Source organism: Nereida sp. MMG025 (assembly GCF_021654165.1).
In the GTDB taxonomy this organism is placed as follows: domain Bacteria; phylum Pseudomonadota; class Alphaproteobacteria; order Rhodobacterales; family Rhodobacteraceae; genus Nereida.
On the sequence record NZ_JAKFZN010000004.1, the window covers coordinates 90,500 to 114,792 of the forward strand.

A 24,293-nucleotide genomic window follows, 5' to 3' on the forward strand; every position below is an offset into this window, starting at 1 on the left:
CAAAGCCGATTGCGCCGCCTATTGTGACCAATAGCTTTTCGCCAGCACGCGGGGACAGTTCGGGCTGAAAGACACGGTTTTGCTGTTTAGCGGACCATTCCGACGATGTCGTAGGTCTTGGCAAGGATCGGCTCGGTGATCTCGCGGGCGCGTTCTGCGCCGCGTGCCAAGATGCGGTCGATCTCGGGTTGATCGGCCATCAGACGCGACATCTCGCTGCCAATCGGGGCCAGCTTTTCCACGGCCAGTTCTGCCAGAATTGGCTTGAAGGTGCCAAACTGCTGGCCCGCGTGATCATCCAACACGGCTTGGGGCGACACCTCGGCCAGTGCGGCATAGATGTTGACCAGATTACGCGCGTCGGGGCGGTCATCGAGGCCTTTTAGTTCGGACGGCAATGGCTCTGGGTCGGTCTTGGCCTTGCGGATCTTCTTGGCGATGGCGTCGGCGTCATCGGTCATGTTGATGCGGCTCAGATCGGATGGATCGGACTTGGACATCTTCTTGGTTCCGTCCCGCAGGCTCATGACGCGGGTGGCGGCCCCTTCGATCACGGGTTCGGTGATCGGGAAGAAATCAACGCCGAAGTCATGGTTGAACTTGGCCGCAATATCGCGCGTCAATTCAAGGTGCTGTTTTTGGTCTTCGCCCACAGGCACATGCGTGGCGTGGTAGATCAGGATGTCGGCGGCCATCAGCGCGGGATAGGCGAACAGACCAAGAGAGGCCTGTTCGGCATTCTTGCCCGCCTTGTCTTTCCACTGGGTCATCCGGCCCATCCAGCCCATACGGGCTACGCAGTTAAACACCCAAGCCAGTTGTGCATGTTCCGGCACACGCGATTGGTTGAACAGGATCGACTTTTCAGGATCGATCCCGCTGGCGATAAACCCCGCTGCCAGTTCGCGCGTATTTTTCTGCAAATCGGCGGGGTCCTGCCAGACGGTGATCGCATGCAAATCGACCATGCAATAAACCGTTTCATGGGCGCCTGCGTCTTGCATATCGACAAAGCGTTTCATGGCACCAAGGTAGTTGCCAAGGGTCAGGCCGCCCGAAGGTTGGATGCCTGAAAATACGCGCGGCGTGAAAGATGCTTCGGTCATTGGAACTACCATCTGGTCTAAGGGTCGCGCAGGGCTTACCTAGGGGGGACGGTCTGGTCAAGGCAAGGGAAGCTGCGCGATGAATACACCTGTTGTGAACCCACTGCCCAAGGCGGTCATCGGTCTGGTTTTGTTGATGGTTCTGGCGGAGGCCTATTTCGCGTTCGGTGCCTCTGGCTTTTCCAGTGATCCGCGTGGTGCCGCATGGCGCGCGACTGCGGTGCAAGACTATGGTTTTTACGGGCAAGTGGTGGATGATGCCCTGCGACTGGGGCGATTTGATTTTGACCGAATGGTCCGTTTTGTCAGCTATCCGTTCATTCACTATACTTTCACCTCGATGCTATTTGCTGCCGTCTTTGTGCTGGCGATGGGCAAATTTGTGGGTGAACAGATGCGCGGAGCGGCTGTTTTGGTGATTTTCTTTGGCGGCTCGATCATGGGGGCGCTGGCGTATGGGCTGATACTGGATGATACCGCGCCGTTGATCGGAGGATTTCCCGGCGCCTATGCGTTGATCGGCGGGTTTACATACCTTCTGGCCGCCCGACTGACCGCTGAGGGGGAAAACAGCGCGCGGGCCTTTACACTGATCGGGTTCTTGATGGGCATTCAGCTGCTTTTTGCGCTGATGTTTGGAACCGACAACACATGGGTTGCGGATCTGACAGGGTTTGTCGCGGGTTTCTTGCTGAGTTCGATCGTTCGCCCCGGTGGGTGGAGCCAGATCGTGCGCCGACTGCGTCGCCGCGCATGATGTAAACGGGTGGGGGCCAGCCCCCACACCCCCGAGGTATTTGGGACAACAATGAAGATCAGCGGCGCAGTGCCGCTTTGAAGTCTTGCAGGCGAAATGCGCCGATGCTTTGGCCGATACCGCCATAGCTGAGGATGCCAAAGACACACAGCCCTGCGAGGGCAAGAATACGCCACGCACTATCGTAAAGGGCTGCATTGAGCAAAACGGACCCGCCGTAAAGTGCGGCGCCCATCAACAGCGCTGCGGTGATGATACGTGGCAGGCGCGTTCTGGTTTGTGCGTTGAACTGGGTTGCCATGCCCATGTTGCGCGTGCCCCACCACAAAAGCGCGGCCATGCCCCACCCTGCAAGTGTGGTTCCCCAAGCCGCGGCGGTGAAACCGATGAGCGGGGCCAGACCAATGGCGATGACTGTGTTGATCGCCAGAGAGGCCAGCGCGAAATAAAACGGTGTTTTGGTATCGCCGCGCGCGAAATAGAGCGGTTGGAGTGTTTTTTGGAGCACAAAGGCTGGTAGACCTGCGCCATAGATTGCCACAGCCCAAGCGGTGGCCTGGGCATCGGTGAAGGTGAACGCGCCGCGTTGGAACAGCACACTGATCAAGGGCAGTGGAATGGCGATGAGGGCGACGGATGCGGGGATTGTGAGTGCAAGGCTAAGCTCGGTTGCGCGGTTGAAGGCGTCCTGGCCGCCTGCGGTGTCGCCTGCTTGCAGTTTGCGGCTGAGGTCAGGCAAGAGCACAACGCCGATTGCAATCGCAACGACGCCGAGAGGCAATTGATAGAGGCGATCGGCATAGTTGAGCCAGGCAACAGCACCATCGAAATAGCTGGCGACCTGCCGGCCGATGAGCAGGTTGATCTGCACCACACCACCAGCAAGGGCGGCTGGTCCTGCGATGATCAGTAATTTCTTGAGATCGGGTGTCATGCGCGGGCGGCGAAGGGCCATTGAAAAGCCCGCGCGCCGTGCAGCGATCCACACCAGTGCGAGCTGTGCCAGCCCTGCGATGGGCACCGCCCAAGCCAGTGTTAGGCCGATCACGTTTTCCTGACTTGTCTGAGCAAAAAATCTGGGCGCCAACGCTGCGGTGCTCAGCATTGCGGCGACAAAAATGATATTGAGCAAAACGGGTGCAGCCGCGGCAGCCACAAAGCGGCCCGTGGCGTTCAGCACGCCTGATAGCAGGGCCGCAAGTGAGATGAAGAGGATATAGGGGAACGCCAGATTGCCATAGGTCACGGCCAGATCGAAACGCGCGTCGCCGCGAAATCCCGAGGCCATGGCCGTCACAAGAAGCGGCATTGCGATAATGCCCAGAACGGTGAACCCAGTGAGCAGGAAGGCCATGCCGGCAAAAGCATCCTGCGCGAAGGTTTCGGGATCATCGCCGCCTTCCAGCTTTTTGGAAAACATCGGCACGAAGGCCATGTTGAACGCCCCTTCGGCGAAAAAGCGGCGGAACATATTGGGCAGGGAAAAGGCGATCAGAAACGCCTGCGCCACAGGACCTGCCCCAAGATACCCGGCGATCAGGATGTCGCGAACAAAGCCCATAACGCGGCTGAGCAGCGTCCAGACCCCGACTGTGAGCATACCTGAAATCAGTTTGATCGGTTTCACGCGTCTTCCGCCCGTTCGACGCCTTTTTCGATGGCGTCGCGTAGTTTGGCTTCGAGTGCCTTTTGTTTGGGGTCTGAGTGGAATTTTAGGCCGAACATGTCCTTGACGTAGAAGCTGTCGACCACCTGTTCGCCGTAAGTTGCGATAATGGCCGAGCCGATGTTGATGTTTGCATTGGCCAGCGCGCGGGTCAGATCATGCAAAAGACCCGGACGGTCACGGGTATCGACTTCGATGATGGTGTAGATTTCAGAGCCATCGTTGTCGAAAGTGATCGTGGTGGGCACGCGGAAGGCTTTTTCACGCTTCTTGATCTTGTCTTTGGGGGCCAGTGCGTCTCGAGTGATCACCTCTCCGTGCAGGGTTTTGCGGATCATCTGTTCAAGGCGGGGCAGACGGCTGGCCTCGAACGGGCTTTCGTCGTTATCCTGACACCAGAAGGCAGCTGTGACATAGCCATCTTTGCTGGTATAGGTGCGCGCATCCACGATATTGGCGCCCACAAGGGCCAATGCGCCGGCGATACGGCTGAAGATGCCCGGGTGATCGGCCATCACAAAGGTACAGCGCGTGGCGTCGCGGTCCTCGTCCATGGTCAGTTTGATACGGATTTCATCATCGGCAATCCCGCGCAAAAGACTCGCAAATTCGACATGCGCAGTGACATGAAGTCCTTGCCAATAAGGGTCGTAGTGGCGTGCGGTTTCGCGGCGCAGGTCCTTGGCATCCCAATCTGACAGGGCAGCGCGGAGTGTTTTCTTGGCTTCTGTGCCGCGCACTTCGCGGCTGAGTGCCTCCCAACCGTCCTCAAGACCGCGTTTGGTCTGTCGGTAGAGCGCGCGCAAAAGCGACGCTTTCCAGTTGTTCCAAGTATCAGGCCCAACGCCGCGGATGTCACAGACCGTGACCAGCAACAACAGATCCAGCCGTTCAACCGATTTCACGGCCTTGGCAAAATCGCGCACAGTGCGCGGATCGGCGATATCGCGTTTTTGGGCGGTGTCGGACATCAGCAGATGATAGCGCACCAGCCATTCGACCGTTTCGCATTCTGCTTTGGAAAGGCCCAAACGGGGGCATACCTTGCGCGCGATCTTTGCGCCAAGGATCGAGTGATCTTCGGGGCGGCCTTTGCCGATGTCGTGCAAGAGCAAGGCAATATAGAGGACGCGGCGGTTTACACCCTTTTCGACAATCTCGGACGCGACTGGCAGGTCTTCGATCAACGCGCCTTTTTCGATGCGGTGCAGGTGGCTGATGGTTTGGATCGTATGCTCGTCGACGGTGTAGCTGTGATACATATTGAACTGCATCATTGCGACGATCGGTTCAAATTCCGGGATGAAGGCGGCCAGGATGCCAAGCTCGTTCATGCGGCGCAGGGCGCGTTCGGGGTTGTCGTGTTTGAGCAGCAGATCAAGGAAGATGCGCCGTGCTTCGGGTGTGTTGCGCACATCGTCGTTGATCAGGGTGAGGCTGGCGGCCAACATGCGCATCGCGTCGGGGTGCAACAAGGTGCCAGTGCGCAACCCTTCTTCAAAAATACGCAAGATGTTGAGCGGGTCGGACGCAAAAACCGCGCCGTCATCTGCCGTGATGCGGTTTTGTTTGATGCTGAAGGGGGCGCGCACCTTTGGTTTGCGTTTGAACATCCGCATCAGCATGGGTTCGGACTTGATGTGGGTTTCTTCCAGGGCTGTCAGGAAGATGCGTGTCAGCTCGCCCACCGATGTGGCGTGCCGAAAATAGTCTTGCATGAAGTGTTCAACACCGCGGCGTCCGCCCGTATCGTGGTAGCCCATGGCCGCGGCCACTTCGACTTGCATATCAAAGGTCAGCTGTTCGATGGCGCGTCCTGCCAGCAGGTGAAGATGCGTGCGCACGGCCCAGAGAAAATCCTCGGCGGCGATCAGTGTTTGCCATTCGTCTTCCGTAAAGACGCCGATTTCCACCAGATTGCGGGCGTCATCAATGCCGTGGATATATTTGTTGATCCAAAAGAGCGATTGCAGGTCGCGCAGACCACCCTTGCCCTCCTTCACATTGGGCTCAACCATATAGCGTTGCCCGCCTTGTTTGCGGTGACGCTCGGCGCGTTCTTCCAGTTTGGCATCAATGAAGTCGGCAGCCGTGGATTTGAACAGATCGGTCCACAAGGTGTTGCGCAATTCTTCGGCCAGATCGTAAGCGCCGCCGATGTAGCGTTGTTCCACCAATGAGGTGCGGATGGTGTAGTCTTCACGTCCAAGGCGCACACAGTCGGCGATGGTGCGGCTGGCGTGACCTACCTTTAGTTTGAGATCCCAAAGCATGTAGAGCATGGATTCGATCACGCTTTCAGCCCAAGGCGTGATCTTTGTCGGGGTCAAAAACAGCAGGTCGACATCTGAAAACGGGGCCATCTCGCCGCGCCCGTAGCCGCCCACGGCGATGATGGTAAGCTGTTCGCCCTTGGTGGGGTTTGTGTTGCGGTGCAGATGCCGTTCGGCCACCCATTGCACCGTGCGCACCAGACTGTCTGTCACAAATGTGTAAGCCGATGTTGCCGCGCGGGCCTCAAGCGGATCCGCCAGAAACGCGTCGCGGATTTCTGCGCGCGCTTCGATATTGAGCTTTTTGAGATACTGAACCGTTGCTGCGCGAATGGCTTTTGCATCCGCGCAGGTCTCAAATTCGGCGGTCAGATCCGCCTGAACCGTGTTGGCGTCAAACAAAACGGGGGCAGGTGCTGCAAGCGGGTCTGGACCTTCGTGTTGGTCGGTGTCGGCTTCAGAAACCAGCGCCGCTGAAGTTTTTGGGGGCAGGGTCAATGATGCTCACCTGATTGTTGCGAATTTGGGCCACGGCCAGTCCCCGTTCATTAGTGCCATTGGACAGCAAACGAAAGATGCCTTGGGTTCCGACAAACCCAGAACCGCGCGTCAGGCCACGGCTGGTGAGTGCATTTGCGTTACCTTGGGCAATCAGGGCACTAATTGCGGCGATGCCGTCATATGACAGACCTGCAAGTGGGTGTGGACGATCTGTGTAGGCCGCTTGGTAGCGTGCCGAGAAATTACGTTCGAGGTTTTGATCGGGCAGGGTAAAGACGCCGCCTTGCAATCCGGGTAGTGCCAAGGCTTGGGGCACAGCGCTCCAACGTGTCAAACCGACAAGCTGTGTGGCGGATGTATTCAGGCCGTTTTCTGGCAGTGCGGTCGCAAGAAATGGCAAATCCGCTTCAGGTCCCGCCGTCAAAAAGAGGCTGTCTGCACCGTTGGCTTTAGCCTGTGAGGCAATGCGGCTTGAGGCATCAACGATCCCTTGTTGGCTGAACGGGTAGCTTTCCACGCCTGCGATCGTGATACCGTGGCGGTTGGCGGCAGAAAGGATGGCATCGCGACCGACTTCACCGGCAAGCCCTTGGGCGTGGGCAACCATGATGCTGGATTTTCCTGTTTTCTTTGAATGAAGGACCAACCGGTTGGCCGTGTTCTCGAATGTAGCGCCCAAGATGAAGACGTTGCCACCTGCGATCGATGCATTGTTCGAGAAGGCCAGCACGTTAACGCCTGCGTCCCTGACGGCCACGCCGACTGCGTTGGCGGCTTCAGCGTAGAGCGGTCCCAAAATGATCTTGGCACCGTCTTCGACAGCGGCGCGGGCAACGGCGGCGGCTGTCGTTGGATTGCCGGCCGTGTTGTAGACTTTTAGGTTGATCTGGGCGCCCGTTTGATCGGCAATCGCCATACGCGCGGCGTTCTCGAAATTCTTGGCCAACAGATTGTCAGTTGCTTGCCCCGATCCGCCTGGCACCAACAACGCAACTGTTACCGGGGCTTTGGGATCAATGCGCTGACCGGTGTTGTCACCAGACGTTGGCACAGGCAGCGCATCACAAGCGGCTAGAACCAATATTGAAAGGAATGCGACGATACGGCCAATACGGCCCTGACTGGCCTTTGCAAGAACACCCATGATAAGAACAAACTCCCTGTTACGCGTCATTAGGGGGTCATTCATCTGTGGCCCCTCGGTATTGCGCATCATAGATATATCAAAAGGCGGGTCTAGGTCTGAATCAGTCCACGAACTTTCGAATTGAGCGGCTGGCCGCTGGTCTCTATTTCGTTGCAACGCCGATTGGCAGCGCGCGCGACATCACGCTGCGTGCGTTGGACGTTTTGGCCAGCGCCGATGTGATCGCCTCCGAAGACACGCGAAACACCCGCAAGCTGATGGATATTCACGGCATTCCCCTTGGGGACCGCCCGCTGATTGCCTATCACGATCACAACGGCGATCGCGTGCGTCCACGTCTGCTTGGGTTCATGGCTGCAGGACAGTCTGTGGCCTATGCATCGGATGCGGGCACACCTTTGGTGGCCGATCCCGGCTACGGGTTGATGCGCGGCGCGATTGACGCGGGCCATGTCGTGACATCGGCGCCTGGCCCCTCGGCGGCACTGGCGGCTCTGACGGTGGCGGGATTGCCCAACGATCGCTTCACATTTGCAGGATTTGCCCCACAGGCAAAAGGCGCACGGCGCACATTTCTGGAAAGCCTGAAAGACTACAAATCGACGGTTATTTTGTTCGAAAGCCCCAAACGCATTAAGGGATTGTTAGGTGATTTATGCGACACCTTCGGACAGGCGCGGCAAATCGCCGTGTGCCGGGAATTAACGAAAAAATTCGAAGAGGTTTTGCGCGGATCGGTTTCTGAAATACAGTCCCAACTGGAAGACAGGACGTTGAAAGGCGAAATTGTGGTTGTGATTGATCGTCCTGCGCCAAAGGTGGCTCGGACCGAAGATATTGACGCTGCCTTGCAAGATGCGCTGATCGAAATGCGTGTGAAAGATGCGGCCAATCACGTGGCCGACCAGTTCGGATTGCCCAAGCGCGACACCTATCAGCGTGCGCTTAAACTGAAGGAGGAACGCCAGATATGACGGCCCTGACAAATTATTTCAGCGGCGTTGCAGCCGAAAGCGCCGTTGCCAAGACTTATCTGGAGGCGGGATACGTATTTGAAGAAGCCCGTTGGCGTGGCCGATCCGGAGAGATCGACCTGATACTGCGACAAGGCGATACGTTTATCTTTGTTGAGGTCAAAAAAAGCGCAAACCATGAACAGGCAGCTGCGAGAATAACGCCGCGCCAGACACGCCGTATTATGCAAGCCGCTCTTGAGTTCGTCGCCGATCATCCGAAAGGGCAAGACACATCTATGCGATTTGATGCGGCTCTGGTCGATCAATTTGGGCAGGTGAGCATTCTGGAAAGCGCTTTGTGCGGCTTGGTATAGCATTCCGTTTTTGAGCCATTGAATAAAGTCCACCGCTGTTCCATGTATCAGGTCACCCCAGAAGGAGACCGATATGCCCTTGAACGTTGCTATTCAGATGGACCCGATCGGCCCTATTGATATTGAGGCCGACAGCAGCTTTCGCATCGCAGAAGAAGCGCAACTGCGCGGGCATAAGCTGTTTTACTACACGCCAGACAAACTCAGCTACCAAGAAGGAAAGGTGACCGCCAAAGGGTGGCCTTTGACTGTGCGGCGCGTCCAGGGTGATCATTTCACCTTGGGTGAAGAAAAAGAGGTGGATTTGGCCGATTTCGATGTGGTCTGGCTGCGTCAGGATCCGCCGTTCGATATGGGGTATATCACCACAACGCATATCCTCGATCGTATCCATCCCGATACGATGGTGGTGAACGATCCGTTTTGGGTGCGAAACTACCCTGAAAAACTGCTTGTCCTTGACTTCCCTGATCTGACACCGCCCACAACGATCGCGCGTGATCTGGAAACGCTTAAGGCGTTTAAGGACAAGCACGGCACCGTCATTCTTAAGCCGCTTTACGGCAATGGTGGCGCTGGCGTGTTCCGTCTGGGCCCCGATGATCGCAACATCACGTCGCTGCATGAATTGTTTTCCGGCATCAATCGCGAGCCGCTGATCGTGCAAAAATTCCTGCCCGATGTCAGCAATGGGGACAAACGCATTATCTTGGTTGACGGTGTGCCCGTGGGTGCGATCAATCGTGTTCCTGCCGCTGGCGAGACGCGCAGCAACATGCATGTGGGCGGACGTCCCGAAAAAGTCGGCATGACCACGCGAGACCTGGAAATTTGTGAACGCATTGGCCCGCTTTTGCGAGAAAAGGGCCAGATATTTGTCGGGATCGACGTGATCGGCGATTATCTGACCGAGATCAATGTCACGTCGCCCACGGGTATTCAGGAGCTTGAGCGGTTTGACGGCACCAATATTGCCGAAAAAATCTGGGAAGCGATTGAGGCAAAACGCGCCTAGGTGTCAAGCGGGCCAAGCCGGAAGCTCAACGCTTCGGCGACATGGGGCTTTTCGACGGTCGGACTTGCGGCCAGATCGGCAATGGTGCGCGAGACCCGCAAAACGCGGTGATAGCCGCGGGCCGACAGCCCAAACCGATCTGCCGCCTTCACCAGAAGGTCTTTGCCTTCAGCGGATGGCGCGGCGATGTCTTCAAGTATTTGCCCTTCGGCGTCGGCATTGACGGTCATGTTCTCTGTGTCCTCGAAGCGTGCGGCTTGCACGGCGCGTGCGCCTGCCACCCGCTCGGCCACTTGCGCAGAGGTGTCTCCAGATGCGGGCAGGTCGAGGTCCAGAAAACTGACAGGTGGCAGGTCAACCCGCAGATCAAAGCGATCCATAAGGGGCCCCGAAATCCGTCCCAAATAGTCCTCGCCGCACAGGGGCACGCGGGCGCAGGCGCGGGATGCGTCAGTTAAATAGCCGCATTTGCAGGGGTTGGCGGCTGCAACCAGCATGAATTTGCAAGGATAGCGCACATGTGCATTGGCACGCGCGACCACAACCTCGCCTGTTTCAAGTGGTTGGCGAAGGGTTTCCAGCACGGTGCGGGGGTATTCGGGGAACTCATCCATGAAAAGCACACCGTTGTGGGCCAGGCTAATTTCGCCCGGTTTGGCCCCGCGACCGCCCCCCACAATGGCCGCCACAGATGCGGTGTGGTGAGGCTCGCGGAAAGGGCGATCGCGCGAGATGCCGCCTTCGTCGATCAAGCCCGATAATGAATGGATCATAGAGGTTTCCAGCGCTTCCATCGGGGAAAGTGGCGGCAAGATCGAAGCAAGCCGCGCCGCGAGCATGGATTTGCCCGAACCGGGGGTGCCCACCATCAAAAGGTGATGGCGTCCTGCGGCAGCGATTTCCAAGGCGCGTTTCGCGGTTTCCTGGCCTTTGACATCGCGCAGATCGCGGCTGCCTGCCGTTTGGTGCACCTCGCCGGGGCGGGCCGGTTCGATGATGCTGCGGCCAGAGATATGTCCGATTGCGGCGTTCAGATTTGCAGGCGCAATCACGCGGGTGGCGTCGACCCATGCAGCCTCGGCCCCGCACAGAGAGGGGCAGATCAGGTCACGTTCTTCTTGCGCGGCTGTCATGGCGGCGGGCAGTGCGCCGATGACGGGCACCAGATTTCCGTCAAGCGACAGTTCTCCCAAGGAAACGGTGCTTTCGACGCTGTCTTCGGGCAGAATGTCTATGGCTGCCAGCAAGGCCAGCGCGATAGGCAAATCGAAATGAGAGCCCTCTTTGGGCAGATCGGCGGGCGACAGATTGACCGTGATCCGCTTGGATGGCAGCGCAATCGAGAGCGATGACAGCGCCGAGCGCACACGGTCCTTGGCCTCTGACACAGCTTTGTCGGGCAATCCAACGATGGAGAAAGACGGCAAGCCAGGCGAAACTGCGCATTGCACTTCGACCAATCGTGCATCGACCCCTTCGAAAGCCACCGTGTAGGCGCGTGCCACCATCCCATCAAACCCTTCATCCGCGTCTGACAAAGGTTAACTGTGTAATGGTTTACAGGCCGTTAACTTTTGGCGGCGATTGGAAGGTCCAATACAAAGCGCGGCATCGCCGGGTCTTTTTGCGCCAAATCATGCCATTTGCGGTAGGCAGGATCGCTCAGGTGCGCCGCGACATAAGCGCGGCTGGTGGGGCGGGTGTGAAAGCCGTAGGTCGCCAGACGGCTGGCCATTGGCGCGAAAATCGCATCGACCAAGGAATACGCGCCACACAGCCAGGGACCGTCCGCAGAAGTTGTCTGACGCGCGTGGGACCAAAGCTGTTCAAGGCGATCCAGTTCCAAGGCGATTTCTTTTGGTGGTGTGACAGGCTGGTAGGTGGTGTGAAGATTGACAGGCCAATGTCCGCGCAAACCACCAAAACTTGAGTGCATTTCGTTGGCCAATGCGCGCGCTGTGCCACGGGCAAGCGGATCGCGCGGCCAAAACGGAATGTCGGGGTGGCGGCTGGCCAGTTCTTCGGCGATGGCCATGCTGTCGTTGAGCACTGCGCCTTCGGGTGTAATCACTGTGGGCAAGGTACGGGCGGGGGCAACGTCTGATAAATGACGCCGCACATCTGCTTCGGTGTTGGGGTAGATCACAGTTGTTTCAACCTGATCCGACAGACCAAAGCGTTCAAACATGAGATAGGCCGCGATGGACCAGCTAAAATAGGCGCGATTGCCGATGTATAGAGTATAAGTCATTTTTGTAGGCTAGGACGCCTGAGCTTGCGGGTCCAATCGCAAATTGTGGGGCGGGTCGTCACGGTTTGTAATTGATGAAGGACGCGCCGTGTTCGTCGATTTTTGTGACCGAAAGGTTATCGATTTTATGGGCGAAAGCGTCATAGGCGGGAATGGAAAGCGCCCGTTGCACCTGCGTCAGGATCACACCGAAGTGACACACGATGATCAGTTCCGAATGCTCGGCCCGAAGCGCATCGATGGTGTCGCTGACGCGCCTGTAAACCGCATTCCAGCTTTCGCCATTGGGTGGAGCGATGTTGCCGGGCTCCTCCCAGTATTTGCGGATGTGGGCTTGGTCTTGAATTTCGTCAAAGCGTTTGAGATCCCAGTCGCCAAAGTCGATTTCCCGCAAATCGGAATGATGGGGCAGGCGGGTGCGGTGGGCTTGGATGGCGTCGGCGGTTGCAGTGGCGCGGATCAGATCGGACGAGACAACGGGCGCATCTGGCAAGAAAGCCGACAGGCGCCCAAGCGCATTTGTATCTGACAGGTCGGCGGGGATATCGGCGTGGCCAACCATCGTTTTGGCATGGGTCGGGCCGTGACGGACCATCCAAAGCGTCATGGCAACTGTCCCTTCAAAATCTGCGGCAGCCCCGCGATGACATTGACCACCAGATCAGATTGCGCCGCAACACGTTGGTTCAGCTTTCCCTGCGCATCCCGAAATTGCCGTGCCAATGCGTTGTCTGGCACAATCCCCTGGCCAACGTCATTGCTGACCATGACAAGGCGGGCAGGGCACGCGGCGATATGATCGGCGTCGCTGTCCCACGCGGCCCAGATATCGCGGTCGGCCATCATTTGATTGTTCAACCACATCGTCAGACAATCCAACAACACCACGCAATCGGGATCCATATCGCGCAGAATTTCAAGGCTGCTGTGGGCTTCAAATGTTGTCCAATCATTGCCGCGCATGTCTTTGTGGCGATCAACTTTGGTTTTCATTTCATCGTCCCAGATTTGCGCAGTTGCGATGTAGGCGCGCGTCAAGCCGCTCGAAACACACAGATTTTCGGCATAGGCCGATTTGCCAGAGCTTGCCCCGCCTAAAACTAATACACGCTTTGGCAACATTTTTTCACCGATCCTGTGATCCAAACCCCAAGCCCCCGCGTAACACCTTCATAGAACGTGAACCAACCCAATACTTAAACGGTCATATCGGGGGGTAAGACATGGCATTTGACGGATACGCAGATCAATCTTTTTCTCGGCGCGCTATGAAGGCCGAGTTGCTGGACGCAGAAACCGAACTTCGTCTGGCCTACGCTTGGCGCGATGAACGGTGCGAAAAATCACTGCACCGCCTGATCACGGCTTACATGCGGTTGGCCATTTCAATGGCATCCAAGTTCAAACGCTACGGCGCACCGATGAATGACCTGATCCAGGAAGCATCGCTTGGCCTGATGAAGGCCGCTGATAAATTTGACCCAGATCGTGGTGTGCGGTTTTCGACATACGCGGTCTGGTGGATCAAAGCGTCGATCCAAGATCACGTGATGCGCAACTGGTCGATGGTCCGGACGGGGTCGACCAGCAGTCAAAAATCCCTGTTTTTCAACATGCGCCGCGTGCAAGCCCGTCTGGAGCGCGAAGCGGCCAAAGTGGGCGAAACGCTTGAGCGGCACAAATTGCGCGAAATGATTGCGCTGGAAGTTGGTGTGCCGTTGCACGACGTGGAAATGATGGAAGGACGCCTGTCGGGGTCTGACTATTCGCTCAACGCGACGCAATCGACCGAGGATGAAGGACGCGAGTGGATTGACGCGCTTGAGGACGACAGCCCGCAAGCTGCGGAACGTGTTGAGTACGAGCATGACATGGACCAACTGAAAACTTGGCTCATGGACGCAATGTCTCAGCTAAACGACCGAGAACAGTTTATCGTTCGCGAACGCAAACTACGTGAAGACCCCCGCACGCTGGAAAGCTTGGGGAATGAGTTAAGCCTGTCCAAAGAGCGGGTGCGCCAACTGGAGGCTGCGGCCTTTGGCAAGATGCGTAAAGCGCTTGAAGCACAGTCTTCGGAGGTCGCGGCCTTTCTCGTGTGATGTCAGGGTCCCACTGAGAAACGACGCCGTGTATGGCGCTCGGATGCTAACGCATTCGGGCGCCTTTCATTTTCTGGTTTGAGGATCTGTGCCTAAAGTCCTACACCTTGGGGCACAGGTTTTAAAAATGGTGGTCGCTTTGGCGCAACTGGCTGGAAAACATATCCTTTTGATCATCGGTGGTGGCATTGCGGCCTATAAATCGCTTGAGCTGATCAGACGGATGCAGGATGCAGGCGCAGCGGTGACACCTGTTTTGACAAAAGCAGGCGCCCAGTTTGTAACCCCTTTGTCGGTCTCTGCACTGGCGGGCACGGGCGTGCATCAAGATTTGTTTGATCTGACAGCAGAAGCCGAGATGGGGCATATAGAGCTGTCGCGTGCTGCGGAATTGGTTGTTGTTGCCCCCGCGACCGCTGATTTAATGGCGAAAATGGCGCATGGTCACGCCAATGATCTGGCCTCAACCCTTCTGATGGCAACGGACAAGCAGGTGTTGATCGCGCCTGCCATGAACGTGCGCATGTGGGAGCATCCTGCCACCCAACGCAATCTGGCAACATTGCAAGAGGATGGCATCTTGGTGGTAGGGCCAGAGGACGGCGGTATGGCCTGCGGTGAATTCGGCGCAGGACGCATGTCAGAGGTGCCCCAGATCATTGATGCGGCAGCGGCCGCCTTTGGCGGGTGTCCGCTGCGCGGTAAACATATCCTTGTGACATCTGGCCCAACGCATGAACCGATTGATCCCGTGCGCTACATCGCCAATCGCTCGAGCGGGGCGCAAGGCCTTGCGATCGCGCAGGCGCTGCTGTCACTGGGGGCATCCGTGACCTTCGTGACCGGGCCAACGGATAAACCTGCACCCAAGGGTGCGCAGGTTGTCCATGTGCAGACTGCGCGCGACATGCAAGACGCTGTGCGCGCTGCATTGCCGGCAGATGCAGCCGTTTTTGCCGCGGCTGTTGCGGATTGGCGCGTCGTGGGCGAAAGCCAAAGCAAGATCAAAAAAACCAAAGACGGGATGCCCGCGCTGGAATTTGCCGAAAACCCCGACATTCTGGCGGAGGTCAGTCAGTTGGAAAAAGGCCGTCCGAATTTGGTTGTAGGGTTTGCCGCTGAAACCGATGACGTGATTGCCAACGCCACGGCAAAACGCAAACGAAAGGGCTGTGATTGGATTGTTGCCAACGATGTATCGCCTGCCACGGGTATTATGGGGGGCGCTGAAAATGACGTTACCTTGATCGATCAGAACGGGTCCGAAGACTGGCCACGGATGAGCAAAGACGCCGTTGCAGCCAAACTGGCCAAACGAATTGCCGAGGCACTGCTTTGAGCCTTCGGGATTTGGATATTTATAAACAAAAGAAGGTGGGCTGATGCGCCCTGTCATTCAGGTCGCCTGGACAGAGCAGGCAGACACAAGCCTTGGATTTCCGCGGTATGAGACAGATCAGGCCGCTGGCGCAGATTTGCGGGCCAATCTGGCCGACCGCGGCACGATGGTTTTACGCAGTGGCGCGATTGTTTTGGTCCCAACGGGCCTGCGCATGGCTGTTCCGGACGGGTATGAAGTGCAGATCAGGCCGCGATCGGGCCTTGCGTTAAAACACGCAATAACCTTGCCCAATAGCCCCGGCACAATAGATGCAGACTATCGCGGCGAGGTTGGGGTGATCATGCAGAATTTGGGACCGGATGAATTTGTGATCCGCCACGGCGACCGCATCGCGCAGATGGTGGTGGCGCCTGTGCTGCAGGCCGCATTTTCGCATGTCGAAGAGCTTGATCAGACAGCGCGCGGCGCGGGCGGCTATGGCTCAACAGGGCGCCGCTGATGTTGGTTGTGTTTTCGATGGCAGCTTTTTTATGGGGGTTTGGTATGTTGACCAAAACACCCCATCAGGCGCGCTGGATCATGATTGGGCTGTTGTTCGTCGGGGTACTGGCGATCCATATTGTACTGCCCGATGGTCATCCGCTGCGCGAAGGCACTGGCGGGGATGAACGGTTTTGGTTGCTGCTGGCAGCCCTTGCGGGGCTTGTTCTGCTGTATCGGCGGGGATTGATGTGGATCCGCGCGCGCACCAACCCGGTCAGTTTTGATCCACCGCCGTCAGACAAACTATTTGCCGATGTGGAATTAGAACGCGCCGCCCGCCAGATCGTTCTGCGTGAAATCGGGGGCGTGGGGCAAAAGACGCTGAAAGAAGCCAAAGTGCTGGTCATCGGGGCGGGTGGGCTTGGAGCGCCTGCCTTGATGTATCTGGGTGCGGCGGGTGTTGGAACGATTGGCATTATCGATGGTGATGTGGTCGAAAACTCCAACCTTCAGCGGCAGATTATCCATGATGATGCAGCGATCGGAACGCCGAAGGTTTTTTCGGCCGAGACACGGCTAAAGGCGCAGAACCCGTTTGTGAGCGTGCGCCCCTATCATCGGGAATTGAGCGACGAGATCGCCCATGATCTGTTTGCAGAATATGACCTAATCCTTGATGGCACAGACAACTACGCGACCCGTGCATTGGTTAATCGCACCTGTGTGGCGCTTGGCAAACCCCTGATCGCCGCTGCGTTGACCCAATGGGAAGGGCAGATCAGCACTTATCACCCGCCTGACGCCCCCTGTTATGCATGTGTTTTCCCTAAGCCGGCTGACCCGTCACTGGTGCCAAGCTGCGCAGAGGCCGGTGTTGTCGGCCCCTTGCCCGGTGTTTTGGGCGCCATGATGGCGGTGGAAGCGATCAAGGAATTAACCCAAGCAGGGGTTGGGCTGCGCGGTCAGATGCTTATCTATGATGGGCTCTACGGTGAAAGCCGCAAAATCGCCTTGAAACGCGACCCCGACTGCCCTGTCTGTAAGGAGGCCTGAATGAACGCCCTGATCCACTGGAATAATGCCTACGACACGCCTGCCTTTTCGCAGATTACCGATGATATGTTTGAGGCGGCATTCACCGATGCTATGGAACGGGCGCTTAAGGAAGTCGATGACATTGCCACGCAGACCGCGGCGCCGACCTTCGAGAACACAGTCGAAGCCTTGGAAAAAGCGGGGCACGACCTTGGGCAGATCCTTTCGGTGTTTTACACGTTGAACGGCTCTGTCAGCAATGATGCGCGCGAAGAACTGAGCCGCGCGTTTTCCCCTAAACTTGCCGAGTATTCCAGCAAGATCAGCCTGAATGCGGATCTGTTTTCCCGGATCGATGATCTGTGGACACGGCGCGATGCGCTTGGGCTGACGGCCGAGCAGTTGCGCGTGCTGACGCTGAAACATCGCAATTTCATCCGTGCAGGCGCTGCGTTGGAAGGCGCTTCGCGTGAACGCTTTGCGCAGATCAACCAGCGGCTTGCAACGCTTGGCACACAGTTTGGGCAAAACCTTTTGGCGGATGAACGGGAATGGTTCATGGCGCTGTCGGAGGCCGATTTGGATGGATTGCCGCAGTTTGTGATTGATGCAATGCGTTCGGCTGGTGAGGAAAAAGGGGCGGGTGGCCCTGTGGTGACCCTGTCGCGTTCGATCATCACGCCGTTTTTGCAATTCAGCCCGCGCCGTGATTTGCGCGAAAAGGCCTATGGCGCTTGGGTGTCGCGTGGGGCGTTGGGCGGAAAGACGGACAACCGCGCGATGACCACCGAAATGCTGACGCTTCGTCACGAAATGGCGCAGCTTTTGGGCTATGCCGATTTCGCGGCCTACAAGCTGGAAGTTGAAATGGCAGGGAATGCCGATGCGGTCCGTGGTCTTTTGATGGATGTCTGGCAACCTGCGAAACAAGCGGCCGACGCGGATGCCCAAGTGTTGCAAACCATGCTGCACGCAGATGGGATTCAGGATGATTTGCGCGCGTGGGATTGGCACTATTACGCTGAGAAACGCCGCAAGGCCGAACATGATCTGGATGAGGCAGAGTTGAAGCCCTATCTGCAGCTTGACCGAATGATCGAGGCGTCCTTTGCCTGTGCCAGCCGCCTGTTCAAGCTGGAGTTTGCACCCATCGAACTGGATCTTTACCACCCTGATTGTCGGGCGTGGTTGGTCACGCGCGACGGGCAAGAGATTGCCGTCTTTATCGGTGACTATTTTGCGCGTGGATCAAAGCGGTCAGGTGCGTGGTGTTCTGCCATGCGTTCGCAGCAAAAGCTGGAAGGCGATATTAAACCGATCGTGCTGAATGTGTGTAATTTTGCCAAACCGTCGGCAGGGCAGCCTGCGCTATTGTCTTATGATGATGCGCGGACGCTGTTTCACGAGTTTGGTCATGCCTTGCACCAGATGCTGTCGGATGTGACCTATGAATCAATCAGCGGGACATCTGTGCCACGTGATTTTGTAGAGCTGCCAAGCCAGCTTTATGAACACTGGCTGGACGTGCCTGAGGTGCTTGGAGAGTTTGCCACCCATGCTGAAACGGGCAAGCCGATGCCACGTGATATGCTGGACCGTTTGATCGGGGCCAACACCTTCAACATGGGGTTTCAAACCGTTGAATATGTGGCCAGTGCGCTTGTAGATCTGGATTTTCACGACGGGCCGCCACCCGCAGATACGATGCAGGCGCAGGCCGAAACGCTTGATCGCATCGGGATGCCTGCTGCGATTTCTATGCGTCATGCCACGCCGCATTTCGCGCATGTGTTTTCGGGCGGGTATTACGCGTCGAGCTACTACAGCTATATGTGGTCTGAAGTTATGGATGCCGATGCGTTTGAAGCATTTGAAGATGCAGGCGATGCCTTTGATGCAGACACCGCTGCCAAGCTAGAGCAGCATATCCTGTCCAAAGGCGGCAGCGTTGATCCCAAAGAGCTGTATGAGGCGTTCCGCGGTCGACTGCCGGGTGTGGATGCTTTGCTGAAAGGACGTGGGCTGGCGGCTTAGGGTTTGTAGATTTTCAGGCAGTTTTGCGGGCGATAGACGGTCATGAAGAACATACAGCCAAGCCAGACCTCGTTCAGCTCTCCCCGTTTGGAGGATGCGACTGACGTGATAATCAAGCCCGCGGCCAGAGTTGTCAGGCCGTGGTGGACCTTGGGCACAGGCACGTAGAGCCGGTCAAAAAACGCGGCAAAGCGGGGCTTGCGCATATAAAGCTGCGGTAGAACAAGGTAATACAGGATCAGAAACAGCGTCAGGCCTTGGCCAAAGATCACTTTGTTGATGTTCACGCCATTGATTTCAAGGTTATGCAGATTGGTTTCACCTTGGCGGTTCATCTGCTGAAATGTCTCTCCAGTTTCCCACCCAAAGACGCGCTGGCCCCACGAAATCTCTTCGCCCGCGCCAAAAAACATCAGGAATGCAATCAGCCCCGTCGTCGCCAGAAACCACCCGCTGCGGCTTGCACGCAGTTTGACCATGCGCGTGACACACAGCGCAAAGGTCACAAACAACATGAACGACGTGAAGCTTTCAAGAACGCCGTCTTCTGTGGTGATGTAGGTTTGGAACACCTCCACATCGGCAACGATGGCCATCCACAGGCCCAACAGGATTGTCACGGCCAGTCCGCCGTAAAAGAACGCCTCTAGGCGGGTGATTTGGTTCGTCGTTTCGGGTGTCATATCAGTTTGCCTGTGTTTCGGTGGCCGCGTCTTCTGCCGGCTCTGCATTTGCTTCGGCCTGTAGCGCACCGTTTTCCCAATCACCAGAGGCCGTTTCGCCTGTGGCATAGGTCATGGTGCCTGCGCCTTGGCGTTTGCCTTGCACAAACAAGCCCTCGTAGACGTCACCGTTGGCGTATGTTGCACGCCCTTGGCCACTGATTTCGCCGCGCGTCCATTCGCCTTCATAGACGAAACCATCAGCCATTGTGATCTGTCCTGTGCCGTGGCGCTGTCCGTTTTCGAACAGGCCCACATAGACCGTGCCATCGGCATAGGTCGCGGTGCCTTGGCCGTGGCGCTGGCCATTCAGCCATTGTCCTTCGTAGCGGTAGCCGTCGGCATAGGTCATAACGCCAAAGCCGTGGTTGCGGGCACTTTTGAACTCACCTTCATAGACCAGGCCGTTTGTGTAGGTGGCGATGCCTTTGCCTTCGATCACGCCCGCTTCCCATTGGCCTTCATAGGTGCTGCCATCAGCATAGACGATTTTGCCAGTGCCTTCGGCCAAGCCGCTTGCAAACGCGCCTGTATAGACGCTGCCATCCGGGTAGGTCACCTGACCTTGGCCATCAATTTCGCCGCGGGTCCAGTTGCCGACATAGGTGTAGCCATCTGCGCCCTTGAATGTGCCGGTGCCGTGGCGCGTGTCGTTGTCGAACGCGCCTTCATAGATGTCTCCGTTGGCGTAGGTCACTGTTCCAGTGCCTTGGCGTTTGCCTGCAACAAAGCTTCCCTCATAGATATCGCCATTGACCTGGGTCAGCGTGCCTTGGCCTTCCATTTGGTTGTCGGACCACGTGCCTTTGAAGATCAACCCGTCTGCTGTGGTCAGCGTTCCATCACCGACGCGCTGGCCTGCGACCATGCCACCTTCAAACACCGATCCGTCGGGATAGGTAATTTTTGCGGCCCCCTGTTTTTGTCCGTCCACCCACTCCCCTTGATAAACATAGCCCGAAGGGTCCTGCATCGTGCCGATCCCGTGGTGCTGGCCGTTCAGCACACCGCCTTCGTAAACCACACCACCGTTATAGAGGATCAGGCCGTTGCCTGTCATTGCGCCTTCCGACCAGTCCCCTTCATACGTCCCGCCATCTGCAAATGTGATTTTGCCGAAGCCATGGGGCTGTCCGCGTTCAAATGCGCCAGTGTAAAGCGATCCGTTGGGAAAACGCGCGGTGCCTTGGCCTTGGATTTGCCCGTCTACCCATTCGCCGTCGTATTCGTAGCCATTGGGCAGTGTATAGCGGCCCGCGCCATGCTGCTTGCCGTTTTTGAAGGTGCCTTCGTAGATGCCACCGTTTTCATATTGCTTGGTTTGTCGGTCTTGTGCACTCGCAGGTGAAACCGCGATCACGCAGGCCAGAAGAACAGGTAAAAGTCGCTGCACGGTGGTTGCCCCCAAAGATAAAATGACCAAACGGCGCATTGGTCGCTCTGCGTTTGCAGACTAAATCAGGGATAAGACAGGGACAATGCCTTATCGGCTGGCCCTTCCCCTCGGGCGGTGATCTGCTAAAGCGGGGCAAGCAATCTATGGAAGTCTGACATGAGCAACCGTTTTCGCCTGACGATGGCCCAGTTGAACCCCACCGTCGGGGACCTGAAGGGCAATGCGCAAAAGGCCCTGGACGCGTGGGCGCAAGGCCGCGATGCAGGGGCTGATCTGGTGATGCTGCCCGAGATGTTTATCAGCGGCTATCAGGTGCAGGATCTGGTTCTCAAACCGCAGTTTGTGCACGATTGTGAAGCGGCTTTGGCGCAGCTGGCGGAGCAGGTCGCGGATGGCCCCGCCCTTGCGATTGGCGGTCCGCGTATGATCGAAGGCGCGCTGTTTAATGCCTATCATGTATTGAAGGGCGGTGCGCTGGCTGTTGTGACGCTCAAACACGAATTGCCCAATTTCAATGTGTTTGATGAAAAACGGCACTACACCGCAGGTCCGATCATGGGGCCTTACAGCATCGGGCCCATTCGGATCGGCTCGCCCATATGTGAAGATGCGTGGCATGAACAGGTGCCCGAGACGATGGCCGAGACCGGGGCAGAGGTTCTTTTTGTGCCCAACGGGTCCCCGTATTTCAGTGACAAGCATGAGGTGCGGTTGAACCAAATGGTTGCGCGGGTCGTAGAGACTGAACTGCCATTGGTCTATCTGAACATGGTTGGCGGACAGGACGATCAGGTTTTTGATGGCGGCTCGTTTGTGCTGAACCGTGGCGGCGCCCTAGCGTTGCAAATGCCGTGGTTCGACGAGGCGCTGGCCCATGTGGATTTCGAAAAGACGGATGATGGCTGGACCGCACGGGACGGCGTACGCGAAACGGTGCCATCGCGCGAAGAACTGGACTACCGCGCAATGGTCGAATCCTTGCGCGACTACATGCGCAAGACCGGGTTCCAAAAGGTGTTACTGGGCTTGTCTGGCGGCATCGACAGCGCGATTGTTGCCACGATTGCTGCGGATGCCCTTGGCCCTGAAAACGTGCGCTGTGTGATGCTGCCCAGTGAATACACCAGCCGCGAAAGCCTTGATGATGCAGGCGCGGTGGCCCGCAATCTGGGATGCCATCTGGACGAGGTCAGCATCGCCGGTCCGCGTGCGGCTGTCACCCAAGCCCTTGCGCCGCTCTTTGAAGGGCTCGACGAAGGGCTGACCGAAGAAAATATCCAATCCCGTCTGCGCGGCGTGTTGCTTATGGCGCAGTCCAACAAATTCGGGGAAATGCTGCTTACCACGGGCAATAAATCCGAGGTCGCCGTGGGCTATGCCACGATCTACGGCGATATGTCGGGGGGCTATAACCCCATCAAAGACATGTATAAAACGCGGGTGTTTGAAACATGCCGTTGGCGCAACGCGCATCACCGTCCGTGGATGATGGCCCCTGCAGGCGAGGTCATCCCGACGCGTGTGATCGACAAGCCGCCCACGGCAGAGTTGCGCCCTGATCAAAAAGACAGCGACAGCTTGCCCCCTTACGAGGTGCTGGATGCAATCCTTGAATGCCTGATCGACTATGAGCAATCGGTAGCCGAGATCGTTGCGGCAGGGTATGAACGCGCTACGGTCAAAAAGGTCGAGCATTTGTTGTATATCAGCGAATATAAACGCTTTCAGTCGGCACCCGGTACGCGGCTGTCGCAAAAGGCGTTCTGGCTGGATCGGCGCTATCCCATCGTCAACAGGTGGCGCGATGAAAGCTAAGGGGCTTCTTGCTTTTGTGCTTGTCACGCCGTCGCAAGCGGTCGCACAGGTCTGTTCGACCTACCGCCCCAATTGGACGGGGTTGGACGGGGTTGTGACCCCCTTGGGCGAATTGGGCTATTTTCTGTTTTCACCAGTGGGCATCGGTGTCATCGCCTTGACGCTGCTGTGTGTTGTGCGTCCGTCCCATCTGGCGCGGTTTGTGACGCTGATCTTGATGGCCTTTGCCGCGTTTGCGCAACTCGAAGGCATCATGGGCGGGCCATCTATTCCCGCACTGGCCTATTCAGAAGGCTGCCAAGGCGCGCCTTGGGTCACCCTGCCAGTGCTTGCAGCCTTGGCAGGGGTCGTGTTGTGGCGCAAACCTGCGCCGCGGGTTACATCAACTGATAGCTGACAGGCACATAACGGAAACCGTCCTCGCGCGTATCGACAAATCCCGCACCGGGGAACGGCATGTGGTATCCGATCATCGGCATTTTTTCCGCAGCCAACATGCCCAGAACCTTGCGGCGCGACGCGGCAGCGGCGGCTTTATCGGCATCAAAGCGCACTTCCCAATCAGGATAGGCCAGTGACCAGACATAGTGGTTGGCCAAATCCGCGATCAGCATCATCTGTTGGCCACCGCTATCAAGCATGTAGGTCATATGCCCGGGCGTGTGGCCAAAGGCTGCCATGGCCCGGATACCGCCTGTTACGTCGCCGCCGTCTTCCAGAAAGCTCATTTTTTCGGCCAGTGGTTTGACCTTGCCATCAAAGCGTTCGTTGCCTGCTGCGGCCCAGTGATCATACTCGGCACGGCCTGTCACGTAGTTGGCGTTGGTGAATGTTTCCGCGCCGCTATCATCGCTCAGCCCGCCGATGTGGTCGCCGTGCATATGGGTCAGCACCACTGTGTTCACGTCGGATGGTGCATAGCCCGCAGCGGCCAGCGCATCTGTGATGCCGCCCGCGTTCAGACCAGTGTCGAACAAAATCACCTCCGAGCCTGTGTTGACGACCGTGGGTGTAAAGAAAAACTGCGCTGAATCGGTTGGCAGGAAGTTTGCTTCGCTCACCGCGTTGAATTCTTCTGCGTCCACATTCATGCCGAAAATGCCTTGGGGTTCTTCGCGCTTGGCTGACCCTGCCAGCAGCGTTGTTACTTTGAAGTCCCCGATCATGAAGTCACGCGATTTGGGCAGCGATGCGCTGTGGCCCGCAGCAAAGGTTGGCGTGCCTGCAAGAGCGGCAGCAGGAAGGGCGGCGGCACTGGTAAGCGCTTGGCGACGGGTAAATTTCATGGGTAGCTCCTGTTGTGTTGTGACCATGACGT

22 protein-coding genes are annotated in these 24,293 nt (G+C 57.2%); 11 read left to right on the forward strand and 11 right to left on the reverse strand.

The features are described from left to right. Positions 1–86: 86 nt before the first annotated feature. A complete protein-coding gene (gene trpS, locus L1065_RS12335) occupies positions 87–1,106 on the reverse strand; it encodes a tryptophan--tRNA ligase (protein WP_237095804.1) in 1,020 nt (339 codons plus the stop codon). Between the two features lie 79 nt (positions 1,107–1,185). Between trpS and L1065_RS12340 the strand changes: the two genes are divergently transcribed. Next, positions 1,186–1,863 (forward strand): rhomboid family intramembrane serine protease, encoded by a 678-nt coding sequence (locus tag L1065_RS12340; protein ID WP_237095805.1) that lies wholly within the window; start codon positions 1,186–1,188, stop codon positions 1,861–1,863. A gap of 58 nt (positions 1,864–1,921) precedes the next feature. Here L1065_RS12340 and murJ read toward each other — a convergent pair whose 3' ends face one another. The 3 genes from murJ to L1065_RS12355 are packed head-to-tail and all read right to left on the reverse strand — an operon-like array spanning position 1,922 to position 7,447. Next, on the reverse strand, positions 1,922–3,490 hold the full coding sequence (murJ, locus tag L1065_RS12345; protein ID WP_237095806.1) for a murein biosynthesis integral membrane protein MurJ: 1,569 nt from the start codon (positions 3,488–3,490) through the stop codon (positions 1,922–1,924). Continuing rightward, entirely contained in the window at positions 3,487–6,300 is a 2,814-nt protein-coding gene (locus tag L1065_RS12350; RefSeq protein ID WP_370641186.1) for a [protein-PII] uridylyltransferase, read from the reverse strand. The genes murJ and L1065_RS12350 overlap by 4 nt, the downstream gene beginning before the upstream one ends. After that, positions 6,260–7,447, reverse strand: coding sequence for a penicillin-binding protein activator (locus L1065_RS12355; RefSeq protein WP_237095911.1), 1,188 nt, complete (start codon positions 7,445–7,447; stop codon positions 6,260–6,262). The genes L1065_RS12350 and L1065_RS12355 overlap by 41 nt, the downstream gene beginning before the upstream one ends. 98 nt (positions 7,448–7,545) lie before the next feature. Here L1065_RS12355 and rsmI point away from each other — a divergent pair, with 98 nt between their 5' ends. The 3 genes from rsmI (at position 7,546) to gshB (ending at position 9,795) form a co-directional block, all read left to right on the forward strand. Beyond that, positions 7,546–8,424, forward strand: a complete 879-nt coding sequence (rsmI, locus tag L1065_RS12360) for a 16S rRNA (cytidine(1402)-2'-O)-methyltransferase (protein ID WP_237095912.1) — start codon at positions 7,546–7,548, stop codon at positions 8,422–8,424. Beyond that, positions 8,421–8,780, forward strand: a complete 360-nt coding sequence (locus tag L1065_RS12365; protein WP_237095807.1) for a YraN family protein — start codon at positions 8,421–8,423, stop codon at positions 8,778–8,780. The genes rsmI and L1065_RS12365 overlap by 4 nt, the downstream gene beginning before the upstream one ends. Before the next feature lie 73 nt (positions 8,781–8,853). Then, positions 8,854–9,795 carry a glutathione synthase gene (gene gshB / locus L1065_RS12370; protein WP_237095808.1) on the forward strand — a complete coding sequence of 314 codons (942 nt, stop codon included), beginning with the start codon at positions 8,854–8,856 and terminating at the stop codon, positions 9,793–9,795. On the opposite strand, the gene L1065_RS12375 is transcribed toward gshB, so the two are convergent. From L1065_RS12375 to cobU, 4 genes are read right to left on the reverse strand one after another with little or no spacing between them, the layout of a single operon-like run. Then, positions 9,792–11,303: a YifB family Mg chelatase-like AAA ATPase gene (locus tag L1065_RS12375; RefSeq protein WP_237095913.1), complete on the reverse strand. Its 1,512-nt coding sequence runs from the start codon at positions 11,301–11,303 to the stop codon at positions 9,792–9,794. The genes gshB and L1065_RS12375 overlap by 4 nt on opposite strands. A 59-nt stretch (positions 11,304–11,362) precedes the next feature. Then, positions 11,363–12,046 carry a glutathione S-transferase gene (locus L1065_RS12380; RefSeq protein WP_237095809.1) on the reverse strand — a complete coding sequence of 228 codons (684 nt, stop codon included), beginning with the start codon at positions 12,044–12,046 and terminating at the stop codon, positions 11,363–11,365. Positions 12,047–12,104: 58 nt separating this feature from the next. After that, entirely contained in the window at positions 12,105–12,653 is a 549-nt protein-coding gene (locus L1065_RS12385; RefSeq protein WP_237095810.1) for a histidine phosphatase family protein, read from the reverse strand. Continuing rightward, a complete protein-coding gene (cobU, locus tag L1065_RS12390) occupies positions 12,650–13,168 on the reverse strand; it encodes a bifunctional adenosylcobinamide kinase/adenosylcobinamide-phosphate guanylyltransferase (RefSeq protein ID WP_237095811.1) in 519 nt (172 codons plus the stop codon). Before cobU ends, L1065_RS12385 begins: the two co-directional genes overlap by 4 nt. Positions 13,169–13,269: 101 nt before the next feature. On the opposite strand from cobU, the gene L1065_RS12395 reads away from it, so the two are divergent. The 5 genes from L1065_RS12395 to L1065_RS12415 all read left to right on the forward strand — a co-directional run bounded on the left by L1065_RS12395 (position 13,270) and on the right by L1065_RS12415 (position 19,042). Further along, the gene (locus tag L1065_RS12395) at positions 13,270–14,148 is read left to right on the forward strand and encodes an RNA polymerase factor sigma-32 (protein WP_237095812.1); all 879 of its coding nucleotides are present in this window, start codon (positions 13,270–13,272) and stop codon (positions 14,146–14,148) included. A gap of 127 nt (positions 14,149–14,275) precedes the next feature. Next, on the forward strand, positions 14,276–15,487 hold the full coding sequence (coaBC, locus tag L1065_RS12400; protein ID WP_237095813.1) for a bifunctional phosphopantothenoylcysteine decarboxylase/phosphopantothenate--cysteine ligase CoaBC: 1,212 nt from the start codon (positions 14,276–14,278) through the stop codon (positions 15,485–15,487). Between the two features lie 43 nt (positions 15,488–15,530). Beyond that, positions 15,531–15,989 carry a dUTP diphosphatase gene (dut, locus tag L1065_RS12405; protein WP_237095814.1) on the forward strand — a complete coding sequence of 153 codons (459 nt, stop codon included), beginning with the start codon at positions 15,531–15,533 and terminating at the stop codon, positions 15,987–15,989. After that, complete coding sequence (locus L1065_RS12410; RefSeq protein ID WP_237095815.1) at positions 15,989–17,026, forward strand: HesA/MoeB/ThiF family protein; 1,038 nt, start codon at positions 15,989–15,991, stop codon at positions 17,024–17,026. Before dut ends, L1065_RS12410 begins: the two co-directional genes overlap by 1 nt. Further along, positions 17,027–19,042 (forward strand): M3 family metallopeptidase, encoded by a 2,016-nt coding sequence (locus tag L1065_RS12415; RefSeq protein ID WP_237095816.1) that lies wholly within the window; start codon positions 17,027–17,029, stop codon positions 19,040–19,042. Here the strand turns inward: L1065_RS12415 and L1065_RS12420 are convergent. Both L1065_RS12420 and L1065_RS12425 read right to left on the reverse strand, forming a co-directional pair. Further along, positions 19,039–19,725: a hypothetical protein gene (locus L1065_RS12420; protein WP_237095817.1), complete on the reverse strand. Its 687-nt coding sequence runs from the start codon at positions 19,723–19,725 to the stop codon at positions 19,039–19,041. The genes L1065_RS12415 and L1065_RS12420 overlap by 4 nt on opposite strands. Position 19,726: 1 nt before the next feature. Continuing rightward, positions 19,727–21,196 carry an MORN repeat-containing protein gene (locus L1065_RS12425; protein ID WP_237095818.1) on the reverse strand — a complete coding sequence of 490 codons (1,470 nt, stop codon included), beginning with the start codon at positions 21,194–21,196 and terminating at the stop codon, positions 19,727–19,729. A gap of 120 nt (positions 21,197–21,316) precedes the next feature. Here L1065_RS12425 and L1065_RS12430 point away from each other — a divergent pair, with 120 nt between their 5' ends. Both L1065_RS12430 and L1065_RS12435 read left to right on the forward strand, forming a co-directional pair. Further along, positions 21,317–22,975 (forward strand): NAD+ synthase, encoded by a 1,659-nt coding sequence (locus L1065_RS12430; RefSeq protein ID WP_237095819.1) that lies wholly within the window; start codon positions 21,317–21,319, stop codon positions 22,973–22,975. After that, entirely contained in the window at positions 22,965–23,372 is a 408-nt protein-coding gene (locus L1065_RS12435) for a hypothetical protein (protein WP_237095820.1), read from the forward strand. The genes L1065_RS12430 and L1065_RS12435 overlap by 11 nt, the downstream gene beginning before the upstream one ends. On the opposite strand, the gene L1065_RS12440 is transcribed toward L1065_RS12435, so the two are convergent. Further along, complete coding sequence (locus tag L1065_RS12440; RefSeq protein WP_237095821.1) at positions 23,353–24,261, reverse strand: MBL fold metallo-hydrolase; 909 nt, start codon at positions 24,259–24,261, stop codon at positions 23,353–23,355. The two genes, L1065_RS12435 and L1065_RS12440, sit on opposite strands and share 20 nt — an antisense overlap. Positions 24,262–24,293: the final 32 nt, after the last annotated feature.

Bases quoted from the DNA above. Each gene is read 5' to 3' on its own strand.
- trpS (WP_237095804.1), bottom strand. From the start codon at position 1,106: ATGACCGAAGCATCTTTCACGCCGCGCGTATTTTCAGGCATCCAACCT.
- L1065_RS12340 (WP_237095805.1), top strand. From the start codon at position 1,186: ATGAATACACCTGTTGTGAACCCACTGCCCAAGGCGGTCATCGGTCTG.
- L1065_RS12355 (WP_237095911.1), bottom strand. From the start codon at position 7,447: ATGGGTGTTCTTGCAAAGGCCAGTCAGGGCCGTATTGGCCGTATCGTC.
- L1065_RS12365 (WP_237095807.1), top strand. From the start codon at position 8,421: ATGACGGCCCTGACAAATTATTTCAGCGGCGTTGCAGCCGAAAGCGCC.
- gshB (WP_237095808.1), top strand. From the start codon at position 8,854: ATGCCCTTGAACGTTGCTATTCAGATGGACCCGATCGGCCCTATTGAT.
- L1065_RS12375 (WP_237095913.1), bottom strand. From the start codon at position 11,303: ATGGTGGCACGCGCCTACACGGTGGCTTTCGAAGGGGTCGATGCACGA.
- L1065_RS12380 (WP_237095809.1), bottom strand. From the start codon at position 12,046: ATGACTTATACTCTATACATCGGCAATCGCGCCTATTTTAGCTGGTCC.
- L1065_RS12385 (WP_237095810.1), bottom strand. From the start codon at position 12,653: ATGACGCTTTGGATGGTCCGTCACGGCCCGACCCATGCCAAAACGATG.
- cobU (WP_237095811.1), bottom strand. From the start codon at position 13,168: ATGTTGCCAAAGCGTGTATTAGTTTTAGGCGGGGCAAGCTCTGGCAAA.
- L1065_RS12395 (WP_237095812.1), top strand. From the start codon at position 13,270: ATGGCATTTGACGGATACGCAGATCAATCTTTTTCTCGGCGCGCTATG.
- coaBC (WP_237095813.1), top strand. From the start codon at position 14,276: ATGGTGGTCGCTTTGGCGCAACTGGCTGGAAAACATATCCTTTTGATC.
- dut (WP_237095814.1), top strand. From the start codon at position 15,531: ATGCGCCCTGTCATTCAGGTCGCCTGGACAGAGCAGGCAGACACAAGC.
- L1065_RS12410 (WP_237095815.1), top strand. From the start codon at position 15,989: ATGTTGGTTGTGTTTTCGATGGCAGCTTTTTTATGGGGGTTTGGTATG.
- L1065_RS12415 (WP_237095816.1), top strand. From the start codon at position 17,027: ATGAACGCCCTGATCCACTGGAATAATGCCTACGACACGCCTGCCTTT.
- L1065_RS12420 (WP_237095817.1), bottom strand. From the start codon at position 19,725: ATGACACCCGAAACGACGAACCAAATCACCCGCCTAGAGGCGTTCTTT.
- L1065_RS12425 (WP_237095818.1), bottom strand. From the start codon at position 21,196: ATGCGCCGTTTGGTCATTTTATCTTTGGGGGCAACCACCGTGCAGCGA.
- L1065_RS12430 (WP_237095819.1), top strand. From the start codon at position 21,317: ATGAGCAACCGTTTTCGCCTGACGATGGCCCAGTTGAACCCCACCGTC.
- L1065_RS12435 (WP_237095820.1), top strand. From the start codon at position 22,965: ATGAAAGCTAAGGGGCTTCTTGCTTTTGTGCTTGTCACGCCGTCGCAA.
- L1065_RS12440 (WP_237095821.1), bottom strand. From the start codon at position 24,261: ATGAAATTTACCCGTCGCCAAGCGCTTACCAGTGCCGCCGCCCTTCCT.